The sequence below is a fragment of the Bifidobacterium sp. WK041_4_12 genome (assembly GCF_041080795.1).
GTDB lineage: Bacteria > Actinomycetota > Actinomycetes > Actinomycetales > Bifidobacteriaceae > Bombiscardovia > Bombiscardovia aquikefiricola.
Genome location: NZ_CP129674.1, coordinates 2,070,945 through 2,097,252, shown reverse-complemented (window position 1 = coordinate 2,097,252; position 26,308 = coordinate 2,070,945). Strand labels below are relative to the sequence as shown.

24 protein-coding genes and 2 tRNA genes are annotated in these 26,308 nt (G+C 54.1%); 17 read left to right on the top strand and 9 right to left on the bottom strand.

The window, feature by feature from the left end; translation table 11 throughout:
- Positions 1 to 137 precede the first annotated feature (137 nt).
- The 4 genes from rpsF (at position 138) to rplI (ending at position 1,999) form a co-directional block, all read left to right on the top strand.
- Positions 138 to 434, top strand: coding sequence for a 30S ribosomal protein S6 (gene rpsF, locus QN215_RS08870; RefSeq protein ID WP_369343943.1), 297 nt, complete (start codon positions 138 to 140; stop codon positions 432 to 434).
- A 124-nt stretch (positions 435 to 558) separates the two neighbouring features.
- Positions 559 to 1,179 carry a single-stranded DNA-binding protein gene (locus QN215_RS08865; protein WP_369343942.1) on the top strand — a complete coding sequence of 207 codons (621 nt, stop codon included), beginning with the start codon at positions 559 to 561 and terminating at the stop codon, positions 1,177 to 1,179.
- 107 nt (positions 1,180 to 1,286) lie between these two features.
- Entirely contained in the window at positions 1,287 to 1,535 is a 249-nt protein-coding gene (gene rpsR, locus QN215_RS08860; protein WP_094692422.1) for a 30S ribosomal protein S18, read from the top strand.
- Between the two features lie 14 nt (positions 1,536 to 1,549).
- The gene (rplI, locus tag QN215_RS08855) at positions 1,550 to 1,999 is read left to right on the top strand and encodes a 50S ribosomal protein L9 (protein WP_369343941.1); all 450 of its coding nucleotides are present in this window, start codon (positions 1,550 to 1,552) and stop codon (positions 1,997 to 1,999) included.
- Between the two features lie 237 nt (positions 2,000 to 2,236).
- Here the strand turns inward: rplI and QN215_RS08850 are convergent, their stop codons facing one another.
- From QN215_RS08850 to QN215_RS08840, 3 genes are all read right to left on the bottom strand, one after another.
- The gene (locus tag QN215_RS08850; RefSeq protein ID WP_369343940.1) at positions 2,237 to 2,584 is read right to left on the bottom strand and encodes a hypothetical protein; all 348 of its coding nucleotides are present in this window, start codon (positions 2,582 to 2,584) and stop codon (positions 2,237 to 2,239) included.
- A gap of 116 nt (positions 2,585 to 2,700) precedes the next feature.
- Positions 2,701 to 3,216: a GtrA family protein gene (locus QN215_RS08845; protein WP_369345129.1), complete on the bottom strand. Its 516-nt coding sequence runs from the start codon at positions 3,214 to 3,216 to the stop codon at positions 2,701 to 2,703.
- A 133-nt stretch (positions 3,217 to 3,349) separates the two neighbouring features.
- A complete protein-coding gene (locus QN215_RS08840; protein ID WP_369343939.1) occupies positions 3,350 to 4,675 on the bottom strand; it encodes an MFS transporter in 1,326 nt (441 codons plus the stop codon).
- Positions 4,676 to 4,888: 213 nt separating this feature from the next.
- Between QN215_RS08840 and QN215_RS08835 the strand changes: the two genes are divergently transcribed.
- On the top strand, positions 4,889 to 5,551 hold the full coding sequence (locus tag QN215_RS08835) for a histidine phosphatase family protein (RefSeq protein WP_369343938.1): 663 nt from the start codon (positions 4,889 to 4,891) through the stop codon (positions 5,549 to 5,551).
- Between the two features lie 149 nt (positions 5,552 to 5,700).
- On the top strand, positions 5,701 to 6,621 hold the full coding sequence (locus QN215_RS08830) for a hypothetical protein (RefSeq protein ID WP_369343937.1): 921 nt from the start codon (positions 5,701 to 5,703) through the stop codon (positions 6,619 to 6,621).
- Between the two features lie 163 nt (positions 6,622 to 6,784).
- On the opposite strand, the gene QN215_RS08825 is transcribed toward QN215_RS08830, so the two are convergent.
- The 3 genes from QN215_RS08825 to QN215_RS08815 form a co-directional block, all read right to left on the bottom strand.
- Entirely contained in the window at positions 6,785 to 7,855 is a 1,071-nt protein-coding gene (locus tag QN215_RS08825) for a DUF805 domain-containing protein (protein WP_369343936.1), read from the bottom strand.
- Between the two features lie 252 nt (positions 7,856 to 8,107).
- Positions 8,108 to 8,782: an ABC transporter permease gene (locus QN215_RS08820; RefSeq protein ID WP_369345128.1), complete on the bottom strand. Its 675-nt coding sequence runs from the start codon at positions 8,780 to 8,782 to the stop codon at positions 8,108 to 8,110.
- 204 nt (positions 8,783 to 8,986) lie between these two features.
- Complete coding sequence (locus tag QN215_RS08815; RefSeq protein ID WP_404978532.1) at positions 8,987 to 10,063, bottom strand: ABC transporter substrate-binding protein; 1,077 nt, start codon at positions 10,061 to 10,063, stop codon at positions 8,987 to 8,989.
- A 464-nt stretch (positions 10,064 to 10,527) separates the two neighbouring features.
- Here QN215_RS08815 and nrdD point away from each other — a divergent pair, with 464 nt between their 5' ends.
- The 5 genes from nrdD to QN215_RS08790 all read left to right on the top strand — a co-directional run bounded on the left by nrdD (position 10,528) and on the right by QN215_RS08790 (position 15,658).
- Complete coding sequence (gene nrdD / locus QN215_RS08810; protein WP_369343935.1) at positions 10,528 to 12,939, top strand: anaerobic ribonucleoside-triphosphate reductase; 2,412 nt, start codon at positions 10,528 to 10,530, stop codon at positions 12,937 to 12,939.
- A 59-nt stretch (positions 12,940 to 12,998) separates the two neighbouring features.
- A complete protein-coding gene (gene nrdG, locus QN215_RS08805; RefSeq protein ID WP_369343934.1) occupies positions 12,999 to 13,697 on the top strand; it encodes an anaerobic ribonucleoside-triphosphate reductase activating protein in 699 nt (232 codons plus the stop codon).
- A 123-nt stretch (positions 13,698 to 13,820) separates the two neighbouring features.
- On the top strand, positions 13,821 to 15,353 hold the full coding sequence (gene gltX, locus QN215_RS08800; protein WP_404978493.1) for a glutamate--tRNA ligase: 1,533 nt from the start codon (positions 13,821 to 13,823) through the stop codon (positions 15,351 to 15,353).
- Positions 15,354 to 15,472: 119 nt separating this feature from the next.
- A tRNA-Glu gene (locus QN215_RS08795) sits at positions 15,473 to 15,545 on the top strand.
- Positions 15,546 to 15,586: 41 nt separating this feature from the next.
- Positions 15,587 to 15,658 (top strand) — tRNA-Gln (locus tag QN215_RS08790).
- Between the two features lie 240 nt (positions 15,659 to 15,898).
- Here the strand turns inward: QN215_RS08790 and QN215_RS08785 are convergent.
- Together QN215_RS08785 and QN215_RS08780 are read right to left on the bottom strand one after the other, a co-directional pair.
- Positions 15,899 to 17,317 carry an aldo/keto reductase gene (locus QN215_RS08785; protein ID WP_369343932.1) on the bottom strand — a complete coding sequence of 473 codons (1,419 nt, stop codon included), beginning with the start codon at positions 17,315 to 17,317 and terminating at the stop codon, positions 15,899 to 15,901.
- A 230-nt stretch (positions 17,318 to 17,547) separates the two neighbouring features.
- On the bottom strand, positions 17,548 to 17,760 hold the full coding sequence (locus QN215_RS08780) for a hypothetical protein (protein ID WP_369343931.1): 213 nt from the start codon (positions 17,758 to 17,760) through the stop codon (positions 17,548 to 17,550).
- A gap of 331 nt (positions 17,761 to 18,091) precedes the next feature.
- On the opposite strand from QN215_RS08780, the gene QN215_RS08775 reads away from it, so the two are divergent.
- Both QN215_RS08775 and QN215_RS08770 read left to right on the top strand, forming a co-directional pair.
- Positions 18,092 to 18,319 (top strand): hypothetical protein, encoded by a 228-nt coding sequence (locus QN215_RS08775; RefSeq protein WP_369343930.1) that lies wholly within the window; start codon positions 18,092 to 18,094, stop codon positions 18,317 to 18,319.
- Positions 18,320 to 18,615: 296 nt separating this feature from the next.
- Positions 18,616 to 20,100 (top strand): serine/threonine protein phosphatase, encoded by a 1,485-nt coding sequence (locus tag QN215_RS08770; protein ID WP_369343929.1) that lies wholly within the window; start codon positions 18,616 to 18,618, stop codon positions 20,098 to 20,100.
- 77 nt (positions 20,101 to 20,177) lie between these two features.
- Here QN215_RS08770 and QN215_RS08765 read toward each other — a convergent pair whose 3' ends face one another.
- On the bottom strand, positions 20,178 to 21,011 hold the full coding sequence (locus QN215_RS08765; protein WP_369343928.1) for an IclR family transcriptional regulator: 834 nt from the start codon (positions 21,009 to 21,011) through the stop codon (positions 20,178 to 20,180).
- A 146-nt stretch (positions 21,012 to 21,157) separates the two neighbouring features.
- On the opposite strand from QN215_RS08765, the gene leuC reads away from it, so the two are divergent.
- The 4 genes from leuC to murA all read left to right on the top strand — a co-directional run bounded on the left by leuC (position 21,158) and on the right by murA (position 26,183).
- Positions 21,158 to 22,561, top strand: a complete 1,404-nt coding sequence (gene leuC, locus QN215_RS08760) for a 3-isopropylmalate dehydratase large subunit (protein WP_369343927.1) — start codon at positions 21,158 to 21,160, stop codon at positions 22,559 to 22,561.
- 120 nt (positions 22,562 to 22,681) lie between these two features.
- Positions 22,682 to 23,362: a 3-isopropylmalate dehydratase small subunit gene (gene leuD, locus QN215_RS08755; protein WP_369343926.1), complete on the top strand. Its 681-nt coding sequence runs from the start codon at positions 22,682 to 22,684 to the stop codon at positions 23,360 to 23,362.
- 155 nt (positions 23,363 to 23,517) lie between these two features.
- Positions 23,518 to 24,654: a tRNA-dihydrouridine synthase gene (locus tag QN215_RS08750; RefSeq protein ID WP_369343925.1), complete on the top strand. Its 1,137-nt coding sequence runs from the start codon at positions 23,518 to 23,520 to the stop codon at positions 24,652 to 24,654.
- Between the two features lie 152 nt (positions 24,655 to 24,806).
- The gene (gene murA / locus QN215_RS08745; RefSeq protein ID WP_404978492.1) at positions 24,807 to 26,183 is read left to right on the top strand and encodes a UDP-N-acetylglucosamine 1-carboxyvinyltransferase; all 1,377 of its coding nucleotides are present in this window, start codon (positions 24,807 to 24,809) and stop codon (positions 26,181 to 26,183) included.
- Positions 26,184 to 26,308: the final 125 nt, after the last annotated feature.

The window sequence follows — 26,308 nt, the reverse complement described above, 5'->3', positions numbered from 1 at the left end:
GTTTTCACGACCATACTGGTTCACACGCCGAAGTTGTGTGTATAATGTTGTTTTTGTATGGGTTCACCAAAGTGAACGCACTATGCACCCTCCTGCCGTGGAAAGTCCACGGCCGATAAGTCCGAAGGAGGTGGGTGATGTCTGCGCACAAATATGAATTGATGTTCATTGCCGATCCTGAGCTTGACGAGCGTGGTCTGAAGAAGTTAACTGACCAGTATCTTGAGCTTGTCACCAAGGAAGGCGGCTCAGTCGATAAAACCGATTTCTGGGGTCGTCGCAAGCTTGCTTACGAAATCGAAGGTAAGAACGAAGGCAATTACGCCGTCGTCAATTACACTGCCGATCCAGCGACCAGCAAAGAGCTCGACCGTGTGTTGAACTTGAACGAGTCAGTCATCCGTACGAAGATTCTTCGCAAGGACGCCGAGTAAACCGCCACGTCTCTTGAGCTTCAATGCATGTTGAAGTTCATGCTTCTATTCGTTACGAAGTTTCTCGTTTCGCAAGCTTTGCATGATTCGAGAACGCTCTTCGTGAAATTGGAAAGGCTTTCTTATGGCAGCAGGAGATACCGTTATCACCGTAGTGGGTAACCTCACTGCGGATCCGGAAATACGCACGACTGCGAACGGCGGTACGGTGGCTAACTTCACCATCGCATCCACACCGCGCCAATACAACCGCAATACTCAGCAGTGGGAAGATGGCGATGCCCTCTTCATGCGCTGCTCAGCATGGGATTCCAATTACAATCCGATGGCATCGAACATTCAGGCAAGTCTGGCAAAGGGCATGCGCGTCATTGCCCAAGGCAGACTGATCCAACGTTCGTATCAAGACCGTGAGGGCAACAATCGCACGGTTGTCGAGCTCAGAGTCGATGAAATCGGTCCAGGTCTTACACGTAACACTGCTCAGGTCAGCAAGAACGCAGGCACCGCGAATGATGGCGGGCGTGGCGGTTTTGCCGGTAACAACAACTCCAACAACGGTGGCAATGCCAGCAATAATGGCGGCTATCACGGGGGAGCCGGTTACCAGGGCGGTGCAAGTGCAGCTCCAACGCAACAGGGTGTCGATCCTTGGAGCGCTGGTGAGGGATCTGGGAATTCCTACGGCTCCTTCGGTTCATCGGATGATTTCGGTGGAGGTTCCGGAGACGAGCCTGAGTTCTAGAAGAAGCACGCGAATTCAAGACAAGCGTTTACGAAAAGACTTACGAATATAGACGTACGAATATAGACGTACGGAATAATGAGATTTCGATTCAGAGGAGTAAGAATATGTCACGCAAAAGGCCGCAACCACCGGTCAAGCCCTTCAAGAAGAAGCCAAATCCACTGAAGGCAGCAAAAATCACCACCATCGATTACAAGGATGTTGCCTTGCTTCGCAAGTTCATCTCTGATCGTGGCAAGATTCGTTCACGTCGCATCACGGGCGTGTCCGTTCAGGAGCAGCGCGAGCTTTCCAAGGCAATCAAGAATGCCCGCGAAATGGCTCTGTTGCCATATGCAACGACCGGTCGCTGAGGGGAGAGTCAATCATGGGTAAAGAAACCAAAGTTATTCTCACCACAACCGTTACCAATCTTGGTCACTCAGGTGATGTCGTAGCAGTAAAGTCTGGCTTTGCTCGCAACTATCTGATTCCTCAGGGACAGGCTTTCCTGTGGAGCAAGGGTGCAGCCGCACAGATCGAATCCATGCAGCGTGCTCGTCGCGCGAAGGCTCTTGCCACTCGTGAAGACGCCGTTGCAGCAAAGAATGCCATTGAAGGAACCACCGTTGAAATCAGCGCCAAGGTTTCCGAATCTGGCAAGCTTTTCGGCGGCATCAGCAATGACCGCATTGTTGAGGCTCTCGCAAGCAAGGCAGCCGTCAGCGCCAAGGCCATTCAGATTGATCCGATCAAGACCACAGGTGAATTCGCAGCCAAGGTTGCGCTTCATCCAGAGATTTCCGCCAACTTCACCGTCAAGGTTGTCGCTGACTGAAATATCTGCTTGATTGCAGCATAGAGAAGCGCCCATCCCGGGGATTATGCATCGGGATGGGCGCTTCTGTTATTCACCATGCGAGTTTTGCGGCAATTCTCCAGTAGCATTGCAAAATATTGCTTATTTTGGAACGGAATCATGCCGCTTTAACGACTGTATAGTGCACAATTGCCGCAAAACTCGAGATGCCGATGGCAATGTTGATGGCAATGCCTATATACAGGTCAATCGGCATCAGAAATTGGAACCGTTCCAACCCCAATCGGTGGTGGCGGTATAGCGAATGTAGGTGCGGTCTTCGGGGATTCCGGCCTCGCTATTGAGTGCCTTCATGATTGCCTTCGTGAGACTCTCCCATGAAGTCTTTGGCACGGATGCGCCAAAGACGTTCACTTCGACATAGGCGGCCGGTTTTGAATCGTCGCCAGCAAAGTAGATGGGCATGTTGTCTTCGAAGGGGCACATGAGCCAGCCTTCTGACTTGCCTGGTACGGCAGTGATTGCCGCACCATACGCGGCCTTCAGATGCTCTCGCTGTTCCTGGGTTAATGAAGAGCTGACATGTGTATGGATAACTGGCATAATGTCCTCGATTCCTGAATGGTTGATCTGCTAAGGACTAACTTACTGGGGGCAAGTCACAACCATCGAAACGACGGCACCTGTAGCAGCGTTTGTCCGAAAAGTTCAAGCCTGACTCAGGAGCGAGAGCCAAAGGGATTGTGATTCAGCGACCACATGCCAATGCGGTGGGAAAGGCTGCGTTCCTGCCGAGATGCCGATGCTTCAGAATTCGGCGCATCCAAAAATACTTTTCGAATGATGAAGTTCCATATGGCGACCACAACCGTTGCCACCACTTTCCCAATATTGGTATAGAGCACATACTTCGAGTGCATCGTATACACGGCATCGGTAGGCATATCGACGGTGGCTAGCCAGATGATCACGTCATTCATAACGAGTCCCAAGGCCGCTGAAACTGCGAATATGAACACTTCCATCCACTTTGCCATGTCGTCGCGGTGGGTGAACACCACTTTCATGCTCAGTATGTAATTGAATGCGAGAGCTATGAGGAAGGAAATCGTTCCTGCCGCGACATTGTTCATATGCGCGAACTTGACCAGTGCATTCAATATGCCAAAGTCAATGACGGCAGCAATCACGCCAACAATTCCAAATTTCGTTATTTGAGCAATCAGGTGTTTCACGGTTTTCCATTCAAACATAGAATTTCATTTTTCTCATAGCAATGCGTATATCGACACAGTTTCCATGCCTAAGTCCACGACCGATTCTAGGAATGAAATCTGGTAATACATTGGACAGAATCAGTGAAAACTCTCAGATGGCGATCTGCGTCAGCACGGGCTTCTCCGTACCTTCCTTGATCTGCTTGAAGCCAGTGAAGGCAAGCAGCAGTGACGTGAGAGCCAAAACAGTGACGACGATGAAGCCTCCATGCGAGCCGCTCATGTCAATGAACTGACCGGCTATTGCAGAACCGACGGAAGCGCCGATCGCGTTCATGGCACCCATCCAGGCAACGCCTTCAGTGAAGCGTGCGGGGGAGACCAAGTGCAGGATCAGCTGATTCCCGTTGATCCACGTAGGAGCCTGACATACGCCGATGAGCAGATAGATAATCATGATTACCCATATGTGCTGTGCGAACAGGAAGCAGCCAATGCCAAGATTAACCACAATCAGGCACACATAGAAACGCTTCCACAGGGGAATCAGCCAGTTCTTGGCGCCATAGACGATCGCTCCCAGCAGCGAGCTCACCGAGAAGCATGCGAAGACGAAGCCGGTCATCTGCTCGGCGTTGTGTTCACGAGTAAACGCGATGATGGAAATGGCTGCGGCACTCTGGAAAGCCCCAAGGCCAAACCAGGTGACGCATATGGCAATCAAGCCTGGACCCCAGATGGATTTCTGCTTTTTGCCGCCCTGCAGCAATGCCGCCTTCGTCGCTTCCTGATCGCGATACTGTTTGCGCGTGATTCCATTTTGCCGCGCATGCTGCGTCTGCGAAGGTGGTTCGGTACTTATCTCTGACAGAATCATGATTGCACCAATGATCACGCACAGACCGGTGAACGAGAATGCCAGAATGCCTGAAATAACGGCCAAAATGGATGCCAGCGGGTTGCCGATGACCCACATGCATTCATCGAACACGCCTGAAAGGGACAGTGCCCTATCGGTTTGTTCTCGATCACCTTTCAGTATGTATGTCCAACGGCCACGGCTCATCGCACCCCACGGTGGAATCGCAGCCAGAAATGGCGTGATTGCATAGAGCATCCAGATGGGAGCCCGAGACGTGATCGCGGTTATCAGCAGCATTGCAGCAACGACCCAGACGATGACGGTGGGAATCGCAATTTCGCGTTGCCCGAATTTATCGACAAGCTTTCCCAGCAGCGGGCCCGCAACCGCAAGTGCTATTGCCTGAATCGCGGTGAGCATGCCTGCGAGGAAATAGCTGCCGTAGTAGTGCTGAACCGAAATCGTTATGGTCATGCCAACCATTGGGAAAGGCATGGAAGCTATGACTGAACCGATGGCAAACCGTGCCGTATGAGGTTTGCGAAGTAGCTCGGCGTAACCACCAAATAGACGATGATTGATGTCACGTATCGTAGCGCTCATGCTGTTGCTCATGGTGCCACAAGCCCCTTTCTGAAGTGTTGTTTGATGAATTGTTTTCCGCCCGTATCATCAGGTTTCAAGGCCTGATTCATTGTCTGATACTATGTTCCGCGTACGCTTAGACCATGTTCGCTGGTCACTCGCATTGGGCGTGTTGAAGTCTCGGCAATGCTGCATGCGCGGTGAACGAGCCGCACGATAGGTTCTATTCTTTGGAGGTCCCCGATGCCAACCACAACCGTGAATTTCGTCCGTCATGGTGAGGTTTACAATCCTCGGCATGTGCTCTACGAAAGGCTGCCAGGATTCCATCTCTCTGACCAGGGCAAAGAGATGGTGAAGGCATCGGCTTCGTTCATCGCACACGATGAAGGGATGCGTGCGGCGACGGCGCTGTATTCCTCGCCTTTGGATCGAACGCGTGAAACTGCTGAAATCATCGAGGCGACCGTCGATCCGGTGCGAGAGGCTTTAGGGTTGCAGGATTTTCAGATAAACTTCGATCCGCGTCTGATCGAGGCCGGCAATGAGTTCCGTGGCACGCGCATCGGCTACGGCAAAGGTGCGCTCTGGCGACGTAGGAACATCGTTCTGCTGCGCAACATGCGACGACCCAGTTGGGGAGAGACATATCAGCAGATTGCGGCTCGAGTCAAGGACTTCACCTTCGAGAAGGTGCAGGAGCATCCCGACCAGCAGATCATAGTCGTCAGCCATGAATCACCGATATGGACCTTCAGGCATCTGATGGAAACGGGCCACCCAGAGCACAATATGCTACGTCGCAATACCGATTTGGCATCGATCACCTCACTTACATTCGACAGCGATACCTGCGCTCTCCTCGGTGTCTCGTACGTGAGTCCTGCCGCTGGAATGATTCGCTGAGCATCCCGCATCGGTTTGAATGCGTGCGGAAATGATTGGTGAACATGCTTTCAGGATGGCCAACTCACGAATGTTGCCGTACACACTGCAAAAAAGATGGCAGTAACGCGCATGGCATGATTGTTTCACACGACCATGTGGGGATACTCTTGAACAGCACAATGGTGTTGGGCAAGGGAGCAAAGATGACATTCGTTATCAAAGAAACTGACATAGCAAGAGTGGCGCTGCTTGAACCGATTCGCGATGCTGCAGGAGCAGGCGCACAACTGTTGGAACTATGGCCGTTACAGACAGCCGTGGCGATGGATAATGATGCCAAATACACCGAAGATCTTCAGGTTCGTGCGACTCGTGAGATAGCCCGTCTGCTCACGGGAGAAGACGTGACGATTGCAGATGCTGAATTCGTGTATGAAGGAGCGACCAGCATTCCAGGACGGCCGCAGTCAATCGTCGATGCCATGCTGGCGGCGAATGAGGCATATGAGAACATGGCGGAGTATTCGACGACGGCAGACACTCAGCTTGTGATGGCGTCGGTCGGTGATCTGGGAGTGGAGTGGTCTGAGGAGGAGATCAAGAAAGTCGCAGAAGCCGTTGAAACCATCAGTGGATATCTCACCCCAGATGGCAAGCCTCTGGAAGCCGTTGCTGATCGTGAAGCGGTGTCCCAGCGCCTGGCGAGTGCTCTGGTTTCCTTCTGTGACATGGTGGGGCTGCTTGACGATTCGGATGACACATACGGCGCGAAGGTGCTGGCATGCGTCCTGTTCCTCAACGGACTCAACGAACGCCTCGGGCTTCCGCAGATGTTCGTGAGCGAGCAGCAGTTGCACGGATTTATCAAGATGCTGAATGATTCCAGGCAACAGGCAGTGGATGGAGCTCAATATCTTGCTCCGCTGATTGCAGCCGAATGGGATAATCATCGAGACAGGATTCTCTGGGATCCCCACCAGGCTAAGAAGGATGCCAAAGCTGAGGACGAGCGAAAGAACAAGGCTGCCTTGGCTGCAAAGTTTGCTCACATCAAGGATGATGAGAGCAAGAAGGCGGTTGAACTGTAAGAATTCGTTGCTGCCGGTCCCACACATCGAGTTTTGCGGCAATTCCCAAGTATATACAGCCTAGAAGCGTGTAATCGCGTCGCAATCATGCCGATTTCTAAGCCTTCTACTTGGGAATTGCCGCAAAACTCAACTTTCGATGTGAAACGGGCGAATATATGGTTCAGATCGTAGGATTCTGCGGATACTGCTGCTGTTGATCTGACGATTGACCCTGCTGCGATGGAATATTCGAAGCGTATGGAGGGTATTGAGGGTTTTGCTGATTCGGTATGAACGGCACATCCTGTGGAATCGGGTTCTTATCGAAGCGCGCACCTTCAGGCTTGCTTGACAGGCACATGAGCACGATTCCACTGACGCTTGCGCCGAGGAGAATCAACAGACTCAAGATCAAAGGAAGTGCGATATTGGCCATGATGTGTCCAAACATCGCCGAATTCATTGAGTTGCCGTATGCGTTTCCTGCAGACACTACACCACCTATGACTGAAACCAGCAGGATAATAGCACCCAGCACGGAAAGAGCCAGGGGCAGGAAATACCACCAGCCGCTCAGATTTGCATCATGCAGTCTTCGTACCGCAATGGCAATGGATGGAATCAACACGGCCAATGACCACAGCACGCTCAAGGAATTTCCAATGTTGCTGTTCATTGCGGCAAAAATCATTGATATTGCGAATGACACCAAAGTGGTGAAGAGGTATGCCCACCAGTATTCGCTGCGTGATGCTCGGCCAGAGAATGTCGCATATTTCTTGAAGAAGCGGATGACGGCATCCTTGAAGCTGATGCCGTACCAAGGGCGGTCAATCGCCGGATCGGATCCGAATCGATTGCCTTGGGCATCGAATTGCGGAGGAGTCTGCGGGAATTGCGGATTGGGAGCCCACTGGTTGTTCTCGCCTGGCACGGTGTTCTGATTCTGATAATTGCCATTCTGATAGGGGTCGCCGGGATACCCTTGTGCTGGCTGACCATACTGTGGTTGCTGTGGAGCGCCGTACTGTCCGTACTGAGGCTGGCCGTCGTATTGATTCTGCCCGTATTGTTGATTCTCTTCTTGTGGGAATCCATCTCCGCCTTGCGGAGTCTGCGCAGCACCGTATTCTGACCCCGATGGAGCGTCTGGCTGCTGGGGTGGTGTCTGCGGCGCTGTCTGCGGTGCCGTTGGCTGTTCTTCCGATGAGGATTGCTCATCGGAATTCTGATTCTGATATGGGTTGCTCATATTCCCCCTCATAGTTGTGCTTGGTATGCCAAGCCTGTCCCTTCTCAACCATTCTCTCAGCATCCACCAACGAAGTACAGCGTGGCGGTTGAATACGGTGAGTCGGATTCCCTCAAGCGCTTGCTTCTGTATGTGCTGGAAGCTGTGTCAAGATGGCATTGAAGGTCCTCGCTGGTGGAAGATTCGTGGCGCTCAAGGCGATACGGAAATAACGTTGTGTAGTGAAATGAACCACTCCGAAACGAACCACTTCTATTCGTCGCTGGACCCAATGACAAGGCGTTCGACAACACTGATCAGACCCAGCAGCATCGCGGTGAGGACTGCGATGACCAGCGTTGCAGAAAAGATCAGCGGTGTACGGAAGGAGTTGAATGCGGCCTGCAGCCAGATGCCGAGTCCGTTGCGTGCGCCGAGATATTCTGCCGTGGCAGCCGTGGAGAACACATAGGCTGCACTGATGCGCAGACCGCTGAAAATCTGGCGCGCTGCAACGCGAAGCGTCACATGCCATAAGGTCCACCACGGCGTGGCTCCACAGGTGAGCGCCACATCCTCATAGAAGCGCGGCACAGCCATCATCCCTCGGTATGTCTGCACCGTGATGGGGAAGATTGCGAACGCAGCGGTGATGACCACCTTGCCTATGGGTTCGAATCCGAACCAGATGATGAAGAGTGGTGCAATCGTAATGAGCGGCACTGTCTGGGCGATTGCCAACAGTGGATATGCCGCATCGTGAACGCTGCGCCAATAGAACATGGCGATGCCGAACGCGATGCCAAGGATCACGGCAATGATGAAGCCAAAAATGCCCTCATATGCGGTGATGAGGCTTGCTGGAAGCAGTGTCGTCCAAGAGTCTGCCGTCGATTCGACGATTTGGCTCGGTGAGGACAGCACGCGCGGAGAGATTGACCCGTACATCACCCACAGCTGCCATAGGGCAAGCAATATGAGGGTCGTGAGTGTGGCAGTCAAGGCTGCCCGCCACCAGAGCGCTCGACTCTGCGAAACGCGGGATCTCCACGTATGTGCCTGCCAACGCTGTCTGCGGTTGGCAGACGGTGCATCGTGACGATTCGTCGGAAGTGTCATAACCGATCCTGCTTCTGTGATTGCCGTTGAAGGTCAGCGTGTGGCGGCTGCTGCGGCCTTTGTCGCATAGGTGTTCGTGGCCAGCTCCGAAGCCTGTGGAGCATGGTTGCCAACCTTGCCCTTCGCATCTTTGTAGGTGCCTGCCTTGTATTGGAAGTCAAGATAATCCTGAGCCTGAGTCATGTTGACGGTTCCTGGAAGCTTGGTTGAGTCGGCCGAACCGGTCGAATCGGTCCAATATCCCTTGGATGCGATTTCCTCCATTGACCTGTGGGCAAGCTTGGAATCCAAGTTTGCCTCTTTTGCACCGCTGACCAGCATGTCTGCCGCCTTGTCGGGGTGAGCCAGAGCATAGTCGTAGCCCTTCATGGTGGCATCAAGGAAGCGCTGCAGGGCTTGAGCATTGCCTTGCTTGGCAAGCCAGCTGCGCTTGACCGCAAAGCCGAGCTGGTCTGGGTTTCCAGGAACGCCCCAATCCGATGCCACGAAGCAGTTCAATGCAGGACCGTTCAGTTCGCTTTCCACGTTTTCCCATGTTGCGTAGAAACCGCCGAAGTCTCCTTTGCCGCTGGTCAGGGTGTCGAAGGTGTTCGTTCCTGCCGTTGCGGTCTGGATGCTGCCGGTTCCTCCGGCGTATTTGATCATCTGACGCACTACGGCGGTCTGTTCGGCCGAGCCGAAGCTGACGAAGGTCTTGCCGTCCAGATCCTTCGGGGTCTTGATGTCGGTTCTCGATGCCAGAGCGCACCAGCGTGCCACAGGCTGCTGCGTGAGGTCGAACACGAATTTCAGGGCGCTGCCCTGCGCGTTGAATGCCGCCACGTTGCTCAGTGTCGTGAAGCCAATGTCAGCGACGCCATTTTCCACGGCGGTCTCTGCGCCTGCCTGAGCGGTCGGAAGAATGTCGACCTTGACATGCTCGGCGTTGTAATATCCCAATTGCTGTGCAACATAGAGGCCAACATGGTTGGTGTTCGGCGTCCAATCAAGCATGAACGAAATGTCGGCATTCCCATGGGAGTCGTCTGACGATTCGCCTGATGCCGCACCGCATGATGCCAAGGCAAGTGCCGTTGGTATGGCAACGGCGATAGCCAGCGCCTTGCGCAATGTTCGAGCTGAAATTCCCCACACAATACACCTTGCTTCCCGCGCCCTTGAAGCGCCCGTTTTTCGCATATGAAAGGTGGCAAGGGAAGGTGAGGAGCCCGCGCGACGATTCACATGCATACGTGACACGCCATGTCTAGCATTTGCCAGCCAGGCAATGCTTCTGGGTATCATCGATATCTGCAATTCTCTGGCACGGCTGCTGCCACCAACCGCGCGAACGTCTTACAGTATAGGGCCAGGCACTCCCGTGACTGCATGCGGTGTCTTCATGCCGTGTCTGTCGTCCAGCTATGCGCATTCGGGGTTGGCGATGGCGACACTCCGCTCAAGGGCTTCAGCGAGTAGCAATGAACACTATATCTAGTGATGAATTTGCAAAACAGTCAGCTATATAGTGATTCCGATGGTAATGTTGCGTTGGAAGAAATAAATCACACAGATGTAGTTTTGGGGTGAAGGTTATGGAAACAGAGCTGCTGGATGATCAGGCCGATGCCGGACAGAGGATTACCGCAGAAGGTCTGGAAAGCACGCTTCAGGTAGAGAAGCGCGACGGCAGAATTGTCGATTTTGACGCAGTGAACATCGTCAATGCCGTTTCTTCGGCATTCAAGGATGTTGAAGCGACTGTTGGACCGCAGGAGCATAAGGTCATCGAGGAGATCGCCTCTCAGGTCGAGTCTGAAATCCGCGACCGATATACCAAGCCCGCAAAGATTGAAGACATTCAGAATCTTGTGGAGCATGCCCTGGTCAATGAGCATCTCTATGACATAGCGCGTTCCTATACTTCATACCGTCTCGACCGCGATATTTCGCGCTCGCGAGCCACCGATGTCAATGAGGCCGTGAAAAGGCTTACCAGTCGGGACGAGACGCTCGTTCGCGAGAATGCCAACAAGGACAGCAACGTCTATGCAACCCAGCGCGATTTGCTCGCCGGAGCCGTCAGCAAGGCCTCAGCCCTGCAGATGCTTCCGAAAGAGGTCTCCAATGCACACCTGAAAGGTGACATTCACTTCCACGATGCCGATTATTCGCCATTCACCCCGATGACGAACTGCTCGTTGCCTGATTTCGGCGACATGCTTGCCCACGGCTTCGCACTCGGAAACGCGATGATGGATTCGCCTAAGTCAATAGGCACCGCAACCACGCAGATCACGCAGATCATCAAGGACATCGCAGGCAGCCAGTATGGTGGCCAGACCGTGAACCGTTGCGATGAAATGCTTGAGCCCTATGCCAAGCTTGACTATCGCAAGAATCACGATATGGCGTGCATGGTCATGCCAGACAATATGAGCGATGACGTTGCTGACACGATTATCGCCAACCTCAAGGCGCGTGAGCCCAAGAGCCTGCATTTCGAGGATCGCGCTCCACTGCCTGCAGACGAGCCTTTTGACAAGGATGCCTCGCATATCGAGCAGGCGCGCGAAATCTATGCAAAAATTCTGACTCGCAAGAACATCTACGATGCGATGCAGACGATGGAATACCAGATCAACTCCAACCGCGTGAGTAACGGTCAGACACCGTTCGTCACCGTGGGATTCGGTTTGGGACTTTCATGGTTCGCTCGTGAGATTCAGCGTGCCATCTTCCTGGTCCGCATTCGCGGTCTTGGCAAGGAGCGTCATACCGCCATCTTCCCGAAGCTGGTGTACACCATCAAGCATGGCGTGAACGAAGACGGCAAGGATCCGAATTACGATCTGAAGCAGCTCGCTCTGGAATGCTCCACCAAGCGCATGTATCCCGATGTCGTCTTCTACGAGAACATCGTCAAGATCACCGGATCGTTCAAGGCCCCTATGGGCTGCCGCAGCTTCCTTCAAGGATGGAAAGACCCCAAGACAGGCAAGGACGTCGAGGATGGCCGCATGAACCTTGGTGTCGTGACTGTTAACATTCCACGAATCGCGTTGGAATCTCACGGTGACAAGGATCGTTTCTGGAAGATTTTCGACGAGCGCATGAGCACCGCCCACCACGCCTTGCAGTTCCGCATCATGCGCTGCAAGCAGGCCACACCCATCAATGCTCCAACCCTGTTCGAATATGGCGCATTTGGCAGACTCAAGCCCGGCGACAACATCGATACGCTGTTCCGCAACAGCCGCTGCACGATTTCACTTGGCTACATCGGTCTGTATGAGGCAGCCGCTGTCTTCTATGGCAAGGATTGGATGAAGAACCATTCCTGGGATCCGAAGGGCAAGGAATTCGCATTGAGCATCGTGCGCCGCATGAATCAACTGTGCAAGCAGTGGGAGAAGTCGGAGCGCTACCATTATTCGGTGTATTCGACACCTGCCGAAAGCCTTACCGACCGTTTCGCTCGTCTCGACAAGAAGAAGTTCGGCGTTGTCGAAGGGGTGACTGACCACGACTTCTATACCAACAGCTTCCATTACCCAGTATGGCTGAGCCCAACGCCTATGGAAAAGCTTGATTATGAGCGTGACTTCCCCTACTACGCAGCAGGCGGATTCATCAACTACTGCGAGTTCCCAACCCTGCAGCAGAACCCGAAGGCGCTCGAAGCGGTATGGAACTATGCCGCAAGCATCGGCATCGGCTACCTAGGTACGAATACGCCAATCGATCATTGCTTCGTGTGCGGATTCGAAGGCGACTTCGAGCCTACGGAAGATGGTTTCAAGTGCCCTGAATGCGGTAACAATGACCCCAACAAGTGCAACGTCACCAAGCGTACGTGCGGCTATCTCGGCAATCCTGTGCAGCGTCCGATGGTGCATGGACGTCACGAAGAAATCGCACACCGTGCCAAGCATATGGCAGGCGAAACCGGCCATGTTGTGCTTCAAGATGGCACAACCAAAGAATGGTGGGAAGACGCAGAGTGAGTGCTATGGACTCATTCACAACATCGGTAACAGATAAGCCAGGGACAGTCTTTCGACATGTGAAGCCCGGGAACCGCGATTTTGCACGCGGGGAGACCAGGCGTGGCCCTGGAGTGCCATGCGCGACCAGCAACAACCCCAAGGCCGGGCAGTGGGACGGCCGCAAAATGAGCCAGATGATCGTCGCTGACTATAAGCGTTTCGTGGTCACCGATGGCGAAGGCATCCGCTGTTCGCTGTATGTGAGCGGCTGCCCATTCCACTGCGAAGGCTGCTGGAATTCATCGATCTGGGACTTCCATGCTGGAAGGCCATACACGGCGGCGCTTGAGCAGCAGATCATGGCTGACCTCGCGTTGCCGTACGTTCAGGGCATCACCTTTCTTGGTGGAGAACCGTTCCTGAATACGCCGATCCTCAACCCGCTGGCACGCAAGATTCGTGCACGATTCGGCCATGACAAGGACATCTGGTCTTGGACTGGTTACACCTGGGAAGAGCTGCAACGCCCAGGGGAGACCCCAGACAAGGCCGAACTGCTGTCGCATCTGGACATTCTGGTTGACGGACGCTTCATTCAGGCAGAGAAGAACCTGCTGCTGCAATTCAGAGGATCAGCCAACCAGCGGGTCATCGATGTTCCCAAGTCGCTTGCAGATGGCCATATCGACATCTGGCCGCGTCTGCACGATCAACACCGCTTCATTCCCGAAATGTATAACAAGGACCGCGCCGCCGGCGAAGGCGCAGCGTCGTAGCTCGTCGCAACACGGTGTGGCGCGGCGTAGCGCTGCACCGCGCGTGCGGATTTCGCTCAAAAATCGGCGAACATGGCGTAACCTGATGACAGTGAAACGTAGCAGTCCCGTTGCCGCGGCACAATGGGACGCATGACTGATGATACAAACGATGGAAAAGTTGCGCTTCCTGAGCATGTGAGGGTTCGGTTCTGCCCCTCCCCAACGGGCACACCGCATGTTGGCATGGTGCGGACTGCGCTGTTCAACTGGGCAGAGGCCCGTCATACGCACGGAACATTTGTGTTCCGCATTGAAGACACCGATGCTGCACGCGATACGCAGGAGAGTTTCGACCAGATTCTTGAAGCCTTGCAATGGCTGGGCATTGACTGGGATGAAGGTGTCAATGTCGGAGGACCGAACGGGCCATATCTGCAATCCGAGCGTGGCGATATCTATGCCGATGTGGCGCAGAAGCTGCTGAAAGCCGGTTACGCCTATGAATCCTATTCCAGCTCGGAAGAGATCGAAGCACGGAACGTCGCCAATGGCCGTCCCAAGGCGTTTGGCTATGACGGCTATGATCGCACGCTTACTGACGAACAGCGGCAAGCTTTCCGCGATGCCGGTCGCAAGCCGGCATTGCGCATTCGCATGCCAGAGGAAGATCTTGCCTTCAACGATCTGATTCGTGGCCGCATCGAGTTCAAGGCCGGTTCGGTTCCTGACTATGTGATCGTGCGTCCGAATGGGGACCCGCTCTATACGCTCACGAACCCTGTTGACGATGCCATGATGAACATCAACGTTGTGCTGCGCGGCGAAGATTTGCTCAGTTCCACGCCACGCCAGATCGTGCTCTATGAATACCTGATGAAGCTTGGTATCGCCAAGGAAATGCCGCTCTTTGGACATATGCCATACGTCATGGGCCAAGGCAAGAAGAAGCTGTCGAAGCGCGATCCCGAATCGAATCTGTTCCTGCATCGCGAGCATGGATTCATTCGTGAAGGACTCCTCAACTACCTGGCGTTGCTTGGCTGGTCAATCGGTGCCGAGCAGGATGTCTTCTCGATGGACGAGATGGTCAAGCATTTCGATGTGCGCGACGTGAAGGCAAACCCTGCACACTTCGACATCGACAAGGCCATTGCCATCAATGCCGAGCATATTCGCATGCTGGAGCCACAGGACTTCTTGAACCGTTCGATACCATATCTGCATCGTGATGACGTGGTATCCGCAGACTCCTGGGATGCGCTGACGAATCGTGAACAGCAGATTCTGCAGGCTGCAGCTCCGCTCGTACAGACGCGAGTTCGATTGCTGGGCGAGGTTTCTGGCATGGTTGGAAGTCTGCTGAGCAATGCGGGCTATATCGAGCCAGAAGACGACGCGCGCAAGCAGCTCAAGGCCAGCGCGGATGAAGTACTTGCCAAGGCGATAGATGTTCTGGAATCAGTGTCGTCTGATGATTGGAAGACCGATTCACTGCATGAGCTGCTCACCAAGGCTTTGGTGGAAGAGGGCGGATACAAGCCAAGACTTGCGTTCGGACCCATACGCGTGGCAGTTTCGGGCAGACGCGTGTCACCGCCACTCTTCGAATCCATGGAGATCATTGGCAAGGATGTGACACTCGCAAGACTTCGTGGCTTGCAAAATCATCTCTGAGCAGGTATATTTTTTATCCGCTGTGCTTTTTGCTTGGATGCAAGGATTCTGTCGATTTACGATGGTTTCGACTGCATGCGATGCGAGAGTCAGCGGATAATTGAATAATTATGGAATACGCCCCCATCGTCTAGCGGCCTAGGACATCGCCCTCTCACGGCGGTAACACCGGTTCAAATCCGGTTGGGGGTACGTAGGCGTATCATCCACATTTGTGAGTGATTCGCTCATATTGGGGTATGGTGTAATTGGCAACACGGCTGATTCTGGTTCAGTTGTTCTTGGTTCGAGTCCAGGTACCCCAGCAAATACGAAAGCCCTGCAGCCACAAACGCCGCAGGGCTTTTTCATTCTCTGACCCACTCTCCCACGCTCTAACACCCCCATCAAGGACCCTGCAGCGCTCATTGTGAACTTCACGAAGTATACAAGCCTCAAAAGGGGCAAAATTGGGGCTGAAATGGCTTGGATTCCATCGATTTATGGGTTCTATACTTCGTGAAGTTCACAATGAGCGCTTAGATGCCGAAATCGGCACGGTTGGGTTACTTGGAGGCATGGCCAGATTCGCTGTTCGCATGAGCCATGTCAATTCCGGTCATATGAGTCATGTCAAGATATCGATTGCCGGTGGGGCGCGGCAGATTGTCAAGACTGCTGACTTGTTCGGCGGTCAGATGGATGGCGGCGGCAGCAAGATTTTCTTCGAGACGATTCCTGTGACGGGTTCCAGGAATGGGAATGATGTCATGGTGCTCTTCGCCTTTGGACAGAATCCATGCGAGCGCAACCTGTGCAGGGGTCGCATTGAGCGTTGCGGCGATGCTTTTCACCTGTTTCACGATGGCCATGTTGGCGTCCAAGGCTCCCTGAGCGAACCTAGGATTGGAGCGCCGAGTGTCATTGGGGTCAAGCTGGCTCAGGTCATTGATATGTCCGGTGAGGAAGCCTCTCCCCAGCGGCGAATAGGGAACCAGTGTGATGCCAAGATCTCGGAGTGTGGGAAGCACCTCATCCTCCACGTCCCTGCTCCACAGCGAGTACTCGGTTTCAACCGCTGCAACCGGATGCACGGCATTGGCGCGTCGAATCGTGTCTGCGCTGGCTTCGGACAGTCCATATTCGAGTATCTTGCCTTCTTGAATCAGCTCGGCCAGTGCGCCGACCGTCTCTTCGATTGGAGTGTCAGGATCGGGCCGATGCTGGTAATACAGGTCGATGTGATCGGTGTTGAGACGTTTCAGCGAGCCTTCCACGGCCAAACGTATATTCGCAGGTCGTCCGTCGTAGCGGTTGGCATCCCCATCGAGGTGGGATATGGTGCCGAACTTGGTGGCGATGACTGCCTGATCGCGGATGCCCTGCAAGGCTCGTCCAACCAGTTCCTCGTTCTTGTATGGCCCATAGAGTTCTGCAGTGTCGATGAGTGTGGCACCCAGCTCGACAGCCCGTCGAATGGTGCGAATGGATTCATCTTCGTCTTGGCCGGCACCCGTATAGAATGCGGACATGCCCATGCACCCCAATCCGATGATGCCGACGTGAATGTTGCTGTTCCCAATTCTTGTACTGTGAAGCATGAAACTTTCTCCCATCTGCTGATATAGGCTGATTTTTCTGTCGATGGCGTCAAGCGCATGCTGTTGACTGCTCATGCTCTCCAACAGCCGTCTACGGTGTTCCTGCAGGAGTGCAAGGCGCTCGTGGGCGGTTACATCCCCTTGGCGGGCGAGCTGGACGTAGCGTTTGATCATGCCGATTGGCATGCGTGAACAACGCAGTTTTGCAAGGAATGACACCCAACGCACATCGGTAGGATCATAGAGGCGCCTTTGGTTCGCATCGCGAGCGACTGTGTCCCTCATGAGTCCTGCACGCTCGTAATAGCGCAAGGTATCTGGTGTCAAACCTGTTGTCGCAGCCATGTCACCAATGGAAATCAATCGAGGATGTTTCTCCATCATGGTTCTGATGGTATGACTTGGAGTGCACTCCAACACAAATCAGCGCTCAGCAATATGGCAGCAAATACGACTGCCGGACCTTGAGTTCCGGCCTTGAGTTCCAACCTTGAGCGCAAGCGTGGGGCAGACGCATTTTTCGGCACTGCTGATACGTGGCAACAAAAAAGCACCTGCCGAAATCGGCGAGTGCTTGTTGGCTTGGTTCAGATCTATCTTCAGACCTGTCGCAATCAGTTCTGGTTTGCTGCATCCTGATCTGCAGGAGGAACATCGTAGTTCACCTGATTGGCGGTAGCTGGCGTTTCGATGGGAGTGTCCTTCTTGGAACCCTTTTTCACTGTAGGAATCTGAGGATTTGAAGGAACCGGGGCATTGCTCAACGGGACTCCATTAACCTTTTTCTGGTCGCTGCCTGATGCGTTCTCGGCTGTGTTCTCGGTCATAAAACGTAACACCTCTCTCAAATCGGCTGACAATACTTACCCAAACCATGCTAGACATCTCAGATGCGCTGTCCAGCACCAACACGGTTATGCGCTCGTAGCGTGAAAAATGTCACGGTTCATCCCTCGTTCATCCTGTCTGAAGATGGATTTCATCGCGTTTCTCCCATAATGAAAGAATGGAGTGTATAGTCATGGTTGATAGCAGAGGGATGTGCCGGAGGGACCGGTACTGAGGTTTGTTGGAAAAAGAACAATAAGAAATATGTAGCGACGCTCAGCATGCGTCGATAGATAGTGGATGAGAAAAGACATAACTATGCATACAGGTATGAGAATACAATCAAACAAAACACAAAAGTGGCAGCTGGCAAGAAGCATCAGCGCCGAAGACAAAAGCTTCCGAGCAAATGTTTCCACGGTTCCAGCTTACGAATTGAAGACCAAGGCAGCTCGCGGTTTTCGCGACATTGGTGTGAATTTCACCAAATCGGATCTGGACGAGTATATCGACAGCGTTCTCAGCGGCCGCGATTACCGATTCGTCATAACATTCTGACCAGGTGACGCTCTGAACAGACGCCATGTCTGAACAGGCGTCATAGAATCAGGCATCATTGAATCAACCGTCATCAAATTCTTGCACTCAGATGGTTCCTCTGCGTTTGCCTAACCATATGAGTCGAGATTGAACGCGCAGTATGTACCGCGCAGTATTCACCGCACAATAATCAACGCGCACTATCAAACGTGCAATGCTGCGACACTCATGTGTATCATGCACGGATTCCGCGTGTTCAAGAAGCTTAAGGCCATATATTCGCATGGCGATGCGAAGTGAAGTAGGCTGGAAGCATGATTGAAAGTCGTCTCTCGGGTCACCAAGTCACAACAACTGAGCAGCACAATGAGCGTGTTCCGGTATCGATTTCAGCGCGGCTAGGTCGTTTGCAATTTCATCATTCGGGCAAGTTCAGGGTGCTGCAGTTGGCGGACATTCAGGATGGGCCGACGATTTCGCCCGATACCGTAAGCCTTATCGATGCGGCGTGCGATGCTGCCCGCCCCGATCTCGTCGTGCTGTCCGGCAACCAGATTGCCGGATATGATGCAGCATATTCGCGAACATTTCGTAAGCGTCGCTGGTCGACTGCCTGGGATGGGGTCTATGCAGCTGGGCGCAGCGTAAGCTCGTGGGTCGGCAACGCCCTCCAAGGGGTTTCGCAGCCGAACAGCGGCGATGACGGCAGAAATCAAGGCTCAGCCGGTTCTGTTGACGATGCGAATGCCGCCACAGCGCTCGCCGACAATTTCGAAGATGACGAGCATAGGCGCGACATCGCCCGCACGCGAGACATGGTCCGTCGAAGCATGCAGCAGTTCCTCGCCCCCATCGTCGATCGGGGCATTCCCTTTGCCGTGACCTACGGCAACCATGACTTCCAATGTGGTTTGGATACTGCGCAGATGGACGCACTCTACCGTGAATTTCCGGGATGCTTGAATCCAGAATCCACGATTGCGCAGCCTGAGCGTCCGCGCTCAATGGCCGGGGCTGGTCTGCCAGATCAGATTGCATATGCCTGCGAACCCGGTACCTTTGCCCTACCGGTGAGTGACGAGGACGGACGCAGCAATGTGATGGGCGTTGTGCTCCTGAATTCAGGCGACTACGCGAAGGAAGGCGGATATGGCAATCCGAGCGCCGAAGGGCTGCGATTCCTCAGACAGCTTCCGCATTCGATAGGAGCCAAGTCCGTCGTGTTCCAACATATGCCACTTCCGCAGTTCTACGCTCTGCTCAAGCCGGTTGCGTCCACCACGGCCTATGCCGTGCAGGGCTACCGCCGCTATGACAAGCAATGTTATGTGCTGGATTCCGAGAAGACCTTGCCTGGTAGCTATCTCGGCGAAGGCATCAGCTGCTCCGATGTGGATTGCGGCGAATTCGACATCCTGAAGCAGTCACACGGCTACTCCGCGGTCTTTGCCGGCCACGATCACCGCAATGGCTTCGTTGGAACATACGAAGACATCATGCTGGGCGCGACGCCAACCTGTGGATTTGGATCCTACGGTCCGGCACCTCGCAAGCGTGCTGCGCGCATGTTTGAATTCGACATTCGTCACCCGGACAATCCCCGAACGCAGCTGTTGGAATTCGGCGATCTGGTGGGTAAGCCGCGTTCTCACCGTGCGTATACCTTTGCCATGAGCTATATTCCGTCATCGACCGGGGATGCCGTGAATCTTCTGCGCAAACCAGGATTTCTGGCAGGAAGCGCTGCAACTCTGGCTGCGATTGTCGCCTCACTGCGCAAATTCGGGCATCGAGGCTAGCCAAACTCACCGGATCGGTTGCAGGGCATGCACGAGGAAGCCGCTTGCAGACCTTGCAACGACAGGCAAGACGAGTGTCAGTTGCTGTTCGAGGCTTTCACAAGGCTGTCGCTCAGATATTTGCCGGCAGCCATGACCAGAGGGGCAAAGTGACGACCGGGCGTGGAAGTCAGGCGCTGGGTAGGGCCTGAAATCGAGATGGCGGCAATCACATTGCCGCTTGCATTGCGAATCGGGGCAGAAATGGAAGAGACACCCCGTTCACGTTCGCTTGACGATTCAGCCCATCCGCGCTTTCTCACGGCTGCGAGCTTTGCCGCAGTGAACTTGGCATGCCGCAGGCCACGATGAACGCGGTCGCTATCTTCCCAGGCGAGAAGAATCTGGGCAGCCGACCCTGCCTCCATGGAAAGCATGGCTCCCACGGGAATGGAATCACGCAGACCGCTGCTGCGCTCAACCGCAGAAATGCAGACCCGCTGCTCTCCCTGACGACGAAAGATCTGAGCGGATTCTCCAGTACGGTCGAGCAAGGTCTGCAGGATAGGCCCTGCGGCCGTAAGCAGGCGGTCCTCGCCGGCTGCGGCTGCAAGTTCGGCGAATCGAGACCCGAGAACGAATCGTCCATGCAGGTCTCGCAGAACGAATCGGTGACGTTCCAGTGCTATTGCCAGTCGGTGTGCCGTTGGCCGTGCCAGGCCCGTCGAGGAAACCAGCTGGCCGAGCGTTGCGGGGCCAGACTCCAGTGCATCCAGAATTCGAACCGTCTTGTCCAGAACGCCGACTCCAGAATGAATGGCTTCGCCTTCAATATCTGAGTTCTTGATGTTCTTGGTACTCGCGGAAGTGCTTACGGGAGAGTCATATGGACGAAGATCGTTGTCATTGGGATACGCAGATGGAGATGTCATAACTGGATTATGCCATCTCATTATGTGAAATGCAAAAGTCCATTTTTCGGAGCACGCTTCATACTCTGGTAAGAGACATACATATGGAGCATGGTTGCCATGCACATATTCAGATTGCAGGCTATGGTGCAGGATAGGTGGTTGAGATGGGAACAACTTTGGCTGAGAAAGTCTGGGCCGACCACTTGGTTCGTAAAGGTGAACAAGGGTCTCCAGACCTTATATACATTGATCTCCAACTGATGCATGAAGTGACAAGCCCACAGGCATTTGAAGGTCTGCGTCTGGCTGGCCGCGGGCTGCGCAGACTCGATCTCACCATCGCAACCGAGGACCACAACACTCCGACGGTCGATATAGATCAGCCCATTGCCGACAAGACTTCGGCAAAGCAGATTTCAACGCTTGAGCGCAATTGCAAGGAATTCGGCGTGAGACTGCATCCCTTGGGTGATGCAGACCAGGGCATAGTGCATCAGGTTGGGCCGCAGCTTGGCCTCACACAGCCCGGAATGACCATCGTATGCGGTGATTCGCACACGTCCACGCATGGGGCCTTCGGCGCTCTCGCGTTTGGAATCGGCACCTCTGAGGTCGAGCATGTCATGGCGACGCAGACCTTGAGTCTGAAGCCATTCAAGACCATGGCGGTCAATGTTGAAGGAAAGTTGCCGCAAGGTGTTTCATCGAAGGACATCATTCTAGCCATCATCGCCAAAATCGGTACCGGCGGTGGTCAGGGGCACGTTATCGAATATCGTGGCAGCGCGATTCGTGCGCTTTCCATGGAAGCGCGCATGACCATCTGCAACATGTCGATTGAAGCAGGTGCCAGAGCCGGCATGATTGCTCCCGATCAGACTACGTATGACTACTTGCAGGGACGTCCGCACGCACCTGAAGGTGAGATGTGGGACAAGGCAGTCGAATATTGGGAGACCTTGAAAACCGATGACGATGCTGTGTTTGACAAGGTCGTGGATTTGAACGCCAGCGAACTGTCCCCATTCGTAACCTGGGGCACGAACCCGGGTCAGGGTCTGCCAATCAACGAGACCGTTCCCGTTCCCGACAGCATCGCAGACGCAGACAAGCGCAGAGCCACCAGCAGTGCACTCGCGTATATGGGATTGAAGCCGGGCATGCCGATCAAGTCGATTGCGGTAGACACCGTATTCATAGGGTCATGCACGAACGGGCGCATCGAGGATTTGCGCGCCGCCGCTCATATCATGAAAGGTAATCATAAGGCGAAGAATATTCATAGAGTCCTTGTGGTACCCGCATCATCTCGTGTACGTTTGCAGGCAGAACACGAAGGGCTCGATAAGGTGTTCACTGAGTTCGGGGCGGAATGGCGCAACGCCGGATGCTCGATGTGCCTGGGCATGAACGCCGACAAGATGGTTCCTGGAGAGCGGTCAATCTCGACTTCGAATCGTAATTTCGAAGGACGTCAAGGCAAGGGAAGCCGGACTCATCTTGCTTCGCCTATCGTTGCCGCCGCAACGGCAATTCGAGGAACGATCAGCAGCCCTGCGGATCTTTAGTTGCATCGAAAATGCGTGATCACGATGCAAGTCCGGCTTCACGCAGGCACCAACAATAACTGTAAGAACGTATAACTGCACGCAACATCGCAGCAACAGACCATGTGAAGGAAGCTGTTCATGGAAAAGCTCACGGTAATCACGGGAACTGGAGTGCCATTGAGGCGCTCAAACGTGGATACGGATCAGATCATTCCTGCCGTATTCTTGAAGCGGGTGACCAAGTCTGGTTTTGAGGATGCCCTGTTCTACGCATGGAGGCGCGACCCTTCATTCGTGCTGAACCAGAAGGAATATGCAGACGGCAAGGTTCTGGTGACCGGCCCCGACTTCGGTATCGGATCATCGCGCGAACACGCGGTTTGGGCCTTGCACGACTATGGTTTCCGCGTGATCATAGCCCCTCGCTTCGCCGACATCTTCTATGGGAATACTGCCAAGAACGGCGTTCTGGCAGCAATCATGCCGATGGAATCCATCGAACTGCTGTGGAAGCTGCTGGAAGAGGAACCCGGACGAAGCATCACTGTCGATTTGCAGACCCGGACCGTCGAATGCGCCGACGTGACCCTGCCGTTCCAGGTTGACGACTACACATGCTGGCGTTTGATGAATGGATTCGACGACATCGACCTCACGCTGCAGCACGAGGCGGATATCACCGCATACGAGAAGAAGCGTGCGGTGAAGTACCCGTTCAAGCCGCAGACGCTGCCTGCAAGGCATCTTCCGGAGGAGGAAGTCAAGTCTGCGCGTGAGAAAAGCCTGGATTGGGCAGGTCCCCTAAGCGCTCGTGGGTAGTGGAAGCGTTCATTGTGAACTTGTTGAAGTATAAAGCGTCAAGAATGGCCTTTTTGCATGGCCATTACGCCCTTTTGAGACGTTTATACTTTGATAAGTTCACAATGAACGCTTATGCCCGGTTTTTGGCGGGAGATTGAGGAGTGGTGGGTTAGATGCTTGAAAATCCTTGTTATGACGTCAAGCTGACGTATGAAGAGAACTATAGGCGGGGACCTTTCGGCCGATTTGCCGAAGTGTTGGAGCAGTCCGAGGCCAAGAATCCTTCAGATGAAGCAGCGCAGCGTGGCGAAGCAGAACAAGGACACGCAGGCGAGCAAGGCGGGCAAGCGTCATTCCTAGGTTTTACCGTGAGCAAGCCCTTCGGCATTCCTGCAGGCCCCTTGCTGAACAGTCATTTCACCGATGCTGCGTTTCGGCTTGGTTTTGATATGTGCACCTATAAGACAGTGCGTACTCGAGCATGGGATTGCAATCCCTTTCCCAACATTCTTGCCATTCATCCCAAGACTTCAACAGGCTTCATCGCGGCCGACAGTCATGAGACTGAAGAGGGACTGCTCGCGGACACTGATTATCAGGAACCACTTTCAATATCCAATTCCTTCGGCGTTCCGTCGCAGGACCCGGATGTATGGCAGCCTGACATGCAGCTCGCAATGCAGCACGCCGGTTCCAGACAGCTTCTGATTCCAAGCTTCCAGGGTTCGCGCGCTACCGGTATGAGCACGGCTGATTATGTGCGAGACCATGTGACCGCAGCGAAGCTGGTTATGGAAACCGGTGCGAAACTGGTTGAGATGAACACGAGCTGCCCCAACGAAGGTCCGGGAAGCTTGCTGTGCGACAACCCTGATTTGGTTGGCGAAATCTGCGAATCGGTGAAGAATGAGATCGGCGATATTCCACTCATGATCAAGCTCGCCTACATTCCTGACGATGTCACCTTGCAGCATATGCTTGATGTCACGGTTGGGCACGGCAGCGTACAGGCCATCGTGGCAATCAACACGATTTCTGCGCGACTGGTGGACAGCCACGGCAAACAGGCTCTTCCAGGCGAGGGGAGGGAGCGCAGCGGGGTATGTGGTCATGCGATTCTTCGTTCTGGGCTCGATATGGTCTCCAGACTTGATGCCATACGCGAGCGCGGCGAATATGACTTTTCGATCATCGGAGTAGGTGGCGTCGCCAGTGCAGACGATTACCGCAACTATCGCTCCCAGGGTGCCGATGCCGTTCAAGCGGCCACCGCGTCCATGTGGAACCCTGGCTTGGCAGCATCCCTGTAAAGCCCTGTAAAACCCTAAATCTCTGTAGGTCGCCGTATATCCCAGTAACAGCTAGACCTGAATCGTTCTGCGCTGCATCGTTGTGCATGCAGCGTGCACTTGGTGAGGATACCGTTTGGCTTCAGGCACATTTCACGCGGTCACCACATCGTATGTGGCAGACTTATGAGGTACGAGTAATAGAAGAGGAGTCGACGTTGACCAGTGTCAAGCCGGAAGATGATGTGTTGCGTGTTGTTGGGGGCAGCCCTCTTGAAGGAACCATCAAGGTTCGGGGTGCCAAGAATTTCGTCAGCAAGGCGATGGTTGCCGCCCTTCTTGCGCCAGGAGTTTCGATTCTGAAAAATGTGCCTGAAATTCGCGACGTGCAGGTCGTTTCCGATCTGTTGCGACTTCATGGAGTCAATGTGAGCGTGAAGGCCAGAGAAGGTGTCGTTACCATCGATGCTTCGCATGTCGAGCTTGCAGACGTGGCCGACGTTGATACGCTCTCAGGTTCATCGCGCATTCCCATTCTGTTTTCTGGTCCGCTGCTTCACCGTCTGGGAGAGGCTTTCATACCAGCCCTCGGAGGATGCCGCATCGGCAGTCGCCCGATTGATTTCCATCTTGAAACGCTGCGTCGTCTCGGCGCTACCGTCGATAAGGAACATGAGGCCGGCATCCACATCACTGCGCCGGACGGCTTGCATGGTGCAAAGATTCATCTTCCATATCCCTCTGTCGGCGCGACTGAGCAGACCTTGCTCGCCGCAGTCCTCGCAGAAGGCAAAACCGAGCTTTCAGGAGCTGCGACAGAACCCGAGATCATGGATCTTGTCGCCGTCCTGCAGAAGATGGGCGCACAGATTTCGGTCGATGTTGACCGCACGCTTCGCATCGAAGGCGTGGAGAAACTCAAGGGCTTCGCGCATAATTCGCTGCCCGACCGCATTGAAGCCGCGAGCTGGGCTTCGGCAGCGCTGGCAACGCACGGCGACATCTTTGTAGAGGGCGCAAGCCAGCCTGAAATGATGACATTCCTGAATGTCTTCCGCAAAATTGGCGGTGAATTCGACGTTCGCGACAACGGCATTCGTTTCTGGCATCCGGGCGGGGATTTGAAGCCTGTCGCCATTGAGACGGATGTGCATCCTGGGTTCATGACCGATTGGCAGCAGCCGTTGGTGGTCGCACTGACTCAGGCCAAGGGGTTGAGCATCGTTCACGAAACGGTCTATGAGAACCGTTTCGGATTCACAAAGCCTTTGGTTTCCATGGGAGCGACGATTCAGCTGTACCGTGAATGCCTTGGATCGCTGCCATGCCGTTTCCGTCAGCGCAATTTCGAGCATTCCGCCGTCATCTTTGGCCCAACGCCGTTGAAGGGGCAGGATATCGATGTTCCTGACCTTCGTGGCGGTTTCAGCCACCTGATTGCGGCTCTCACAGCGAGTGGCCCATCGACGGTGCACGGAATTTCCTTGATCGACCGTGGATATGAGGACTTCCGCGACAAGCTGACAGCTCTCGGCGCCCGAATTTCCTGACGTAACACTGCGACGGATTCTGTGGCAATACTGCGGCAATACTGTGATAATGCTGTGACAATATAGCGGCATAAGCTTCGACCTTCGCTTCATCGTCGTCGCCACGCCATGAGTCTGTCATGGTC